Origin of the sequence: Varibaculum sp., assembly GCF_008661855.1 — a bacterium.
GTDB classification, from domain to species: domain Bacteria; phylum Actinomycetota; class Actinomycetes; order Actinomycetales; family Actinomycetaceae; genus Varibaculum; species Varibaculum timonense_A.
On sequence record NZ_RPZY01000045.1, the window covers coordinates 1 to 4,577 of the forward strand.

General features: G+C 50.3%; 2 protein-coding genes. Both read left to right on the forward strand.

Translation table 11 applies throughout. The features are described 5' to 3' along the window. A partial coding sequence (locus QZT94_RS05580) for a SpaA isopeptide-forming pilin-related protein (protein ID WP_296773261.1) occupies positions 1-2,218 on the forward strand: 2,218 nt, incomplete at its 5' end. Beyond that, on the forward strand, positions 2,218-3,777 hold the full coding sequence (locus tag QZT94_RS05585) for a SpaH/EbpB family LPXTG-anchored major pilin (RefSeq protein WP_296760600.1): 1,560 nt from the start codon (positions 2,218-2,220) through the stop codon (positions 3,775-3,777). The genes QZT94_RS05580 and QZT94_RS05585, both read left to right, overlap by 1 nt. Positions 3,778-4,577: the final 800 nt, after the last annotated feature.

Sequence of the window (4,577 nt, forward strand, 5' to 3'; positions counted from 1 at the left end):
AAAGAACTTCAGCCGTTGGCATCCGGTTGAGCCGGTTACTGGTTCGGTGGAGTTTACTAAGGTTGATGCGCTTGGTCATGTTTTGGCGGGTGTGGAGTTTACGGTTACTCCGGTTGCGGTTGAGGAGGTTGAGTGTTCTACTGCGGGTAAGATGCCGGGGGATGAGGATTGTAATCCTGTTGGTACGGGTACGTTTGTGAAGCCGAATTCTGCTCCGGTGACGGTGCGTTCTAATGATGATGGTTTCGTGAAGTTTTATGGTTTGCCTGCGGGCAGGTGGCGTTTGACGGAGAATCCGGGTGATAGTCATTTGCAGCCGATTGAGCCGGTGGAGTTTACGATTACTCGTTGTACTGGTTCGGAGTGTACTAACTTGCGGGGCCAGAAATTGACCCTTGGCGAGGGTGGAAAGGTTGTGAATGATAAGGGCCAGGTAGCCTTGTCGAAGCTGGGCGTGCGGGGCATGGCCGGTAAGGATAAGGCTTTTGGTGAGTGGCATCGCGGGGACGGCGTGATTAAAGCGGGCGCGACCTTTAACCTTTATAAAGGAAAGGGAACTGCCAACCTTGATAGGTCGGTAACCACCGGGGGATCGGCTGCTAATGTCATCCTCGATAATCTGGATGTTAATCAGGTTTATACCTTGGAAGAGACTAAGGCTCCTGAGGGTTATATCAAGAATAGTGAGCCATTGTATTTCCAGGTTGGCGCGGATGGGCGGCTTTTAGACGCTGACGGTAATCTTTTGCTTGAGCAGCGTGAGTTGTTGGTTCCTAATGAGGAGTCGAAGAAGGAGTCTTCGATTGTGGTCACCAAGGTTGACCCTACGGCCTCGGATACTGACGCGGGTGCTGGCCGGTTCCTTGCTGGCGCCGAGTTCGGGTTGTTTAAGCAGGCTGAGGATGGTTCCTCCTGGCCGGATACACCCTCAGAGGTTAAAGAGACGAATGTTTCGGGTCAGGTTGAGTTTACTGGTCTTGCTGGTGGGGTTTACCGGGTGAAGGAGCTGAAGGCTCCTGCCGGGTATTTTGTGGATCCGAATGCGCAATATGAGTTTGTGGTTGATGATTATCGGGCGCAGCAGTTTACTTGGACGGCGAATAATAAGCCTTCTCGTTTGCGGGTGTTTAAGTTTGAGCCGTTGGTTCGGGGGGTTTCTTCTGATGCCGCGGATAAGGTAGTGGCTGAGAATAAGGGCGCGGTTAAGCGTGCTGGTTTGGTTGCTGACACCTACGACGTAGTAGTGCCTTTGTCTGGCGCGAGTTTTACTCTCTTTGAGGAGAACGAGACTACCGAGGTCGCTGCGGGCTTGGTTACTGGTGATGATGGTTTGGTGGAGCTGCCGGAGGGCGTGAAGCTGGATCCGGACAAGGTCTATAAGTTGAAAGAAGTCACGGCGCCTAAAGGGTATGTGGCGAAGTCTAACGCGGTGTCGGTTAGGGTTTCTGATTATGCTTTGCTTGAGGGTTTTACTGGTTTGATTACTTTGGAGGTTCCTAATAGTAAGGACACTGGTAGGGTCACGGTTTCGAAGCTGGCGAAAGAAACTGGTAAGGCCCTAAAGGGCGCGGAGTTTACTTTGACCAAGCCCGACGGAACTAGCGAGAAGCTGGTTACTAATGAGGTGGGTCTCGCGACGTTTACGGGTTTGACTTTGGGTGCGAAGTATACGGTTCAGGAGACTAGGGCTCCGGATGGTTATCGTTTGGAAAAGGATAACCCAGCGTTAGAGGTTACTCCTACGGGTGATGATCCCTCGTTTACGTTTGTGCGTTATAACCAGCGCGCCGAGGTAGAAATCGCCCTACATAAGGTGTCGGATAAGGGCGAGGCGATGTCGGGCGTGGTGTTTGAGCTTTCCCGCGAGGGCGATAGCGGGCCTGTCCAGACCCTGACTACTGGGGCGGATGGGAAGGTTAGGTTTAAGGTTTTGCCGAATCAAAAGTACATCTTGAAGGAGACGGTCACGGTGAGGGGGTATGCGTTGCTTCCTCAGCCGGTTGTTTTCATGGTTGATGGTTCGGGTAAGGTTAAGGTTATTTCTGGAAAGGGGAGTGTGAATACTGTTACCGGCGGTGATAGGTCCTTGACGGTTGTTAATTATCCCGAGGGACGGTTGCCTTTGTCTGGGTTGGCGGGGTCTTTGCAAGTGTTACTGGCAGGGGTCTTGCTGCTCGGGGTGGCTGTTGGGGTTACTTTATTTGAAAGGAAAAAGTGATGAGTTTAAGGAAACGTTTGTTTGGTTTAGCGACCGCTCTAGCGGTCGGCTTGCTAGGTCTGGCAGGAGCAGGAACCGCCAGCGCTGATACTACTGTACTTGGTACATCTCAGCCGGATAAAGCGTCTTTGACGGTGCATAAGTATCTGGGTGCTACTAGTAGTTTGCCTCATAATGGTACCGCGATTGAGTCTGATAAGCTTCCCAAGACGCCTTTGGCGGGGGTTAAATTCAAGCTCTACAAGGTTGAGAATGTTGATATTTCTACTAATGACGGCTTGAAACTGGCTCAAAAAATCGGGGAGACCCCCCTGACTGCTGATGTAGTCAAGAACGGGATTAGTGTAGGAGGTACTACTTACACTCTTAAGGCTGCTACCCCGGCTGAGATGACTACCGGTGATGATGGTTCGGCTAAGTTTGCTGATGTAGAACGTGGTCTGTATGTCGTGGTTGAGGATTTGGCAGGCTCGACCAAGATCATGAACGGTCAAGTGGAGGTTAAGAAGGAGAAGATTACTCCGATTGCTCCTTTCGCGGTTACTTTGCCGATGACCAATCCTGAGGGTACGGCCTGGAATAGTGACGTGCATGTTTACCCGAAGAACCAGGAAAACGAACTAAATAAGACGGTTGTAGACAAGGGTGTTACTACTGGGAATACCTTTACCTATACTCTGTCTACCAAGTCTACTGGTGCTGATACTAACGGTGACAACAAGATGGATGCCGCTGATTTAGGGAATGTTTACGAAATCGTTGACGAGCTAAACAGTAATCTGAGCTATGTGTCGGCTGAGGTGAAGATTGGCGGAGCTGTGGCTACTGCTGACACCGACTACACTTTGACTAAGACCAGTGAGGGAAACCCGGCGAAAGATACAGTAACTATTGTTTTCAAGGGTGAAGGTCTTAACAAGATTGCAGCCGGTACCACGATTGAGGTAGTGCTGACAGTTAATCTGAATTCGGTTCCTGAAAACGGAATCACTCCGAACCAGGCTAAGCTCTACCCGAATAAGTGGTCTAAGGATAATGGTAAACCGGTTGTGTCTCCTAAGGTTGAAACCAAGCACGGCGATATCGTAATCAAAAAGGTTAATAAAGATGACGACGTCTTGCAAGGCGCTGTTTTCAGTGTTTACCTAGATAACTCAGCTAATAAGGATTGCTCCACTTATGGCAATCTTATTAAGCCCTCCGAAGCTACCAATGCTGAAGGTTTAGTGAAAATCTCTGATTTGCAGCTGACTAACTTCATTGATGGCAAAGAGGTCTCTGAAGATAATCAGGTTCCTTATTGCTTGGTAGAGACGACGGCTCCGGCTGGTTACCAGCTTTTGCCGAAGGCAATTCCTTTCAAGCTGACCAAAGAAGGCACGGTTAAAGATATGGCTGGCGCTATTACTGCCAACGCCGGGAACGCTACCACTATTACTAACTACAAGAACCCGGGTCTGCCGCTTACCGGTGCTCAGGGGATTCTCCTGGTGTCGGTGCTGGGCTTGATTCTAGTGTCCGCGGGCGTGGTACTAACCGTTAAACGCCGCAAGGACTAACCAAACAGGTAAAGGATTACAAAAAAATAAAGTAACCCGAACCCGTAAATACTAAAAGAAATAACCCCCAAACGGTTTACCGCCCCCCCAAATAGGGAGGGGCGGTAAACCATACAACCCCAAAAAACCGGCACGCCCTTTTTCCCCAAAAAAGCCAGCACCGGTTTTTGGTGCCGTCTCCGTTAATCTTCTTGATTACGATATCGCCGTGCTTGGAAAGAACCCTATTAGAAGGAGTACCGTGGTTTACCTTCCCAGCATTCGGGATCAATATACCCTGGTTGGCAGTTCCCGAAAACCCGGCAGCCCGCCCTACAAAAACAACCCCCCACGCGGGAGATTACCCCAAACAAACCCCTCAAGCAGAAAAACCGAAAACAAGGCGGGCTACAGCCTAATGATGATAGGGAGGTTTGTTACGTCCCCAGCGGGAAAAGCAAAAACAGGGCACGCTCTCTAAGTTGGAAACCCGACAGCCCGCCCTACAAAAACAACCCCCCATACGGGAGATTACCCCAAACAAACCCCTCAAGCCGGAGAAGCAAAAAACAAGGCGAGCTACAGCCTAATGATGATAGGGAGGTTTGTTACGTCCCCAGAGGGAAAAGCAAAAAAAAATGGGGTTAATACCCAAATAAGGCGAACTACACCCTAGCCCTGATCCCAAAGAAGACAAATACGATCAAAACTCGGCAAAAAAACCGCCACCTGACAGCGCCGAGCCTGCCCTGCAGAAAAAAGAAGCTACAAATACGCGCGAGCAACACCAGCGGCCGCCACCCGGCGACAAGACGCAGTGG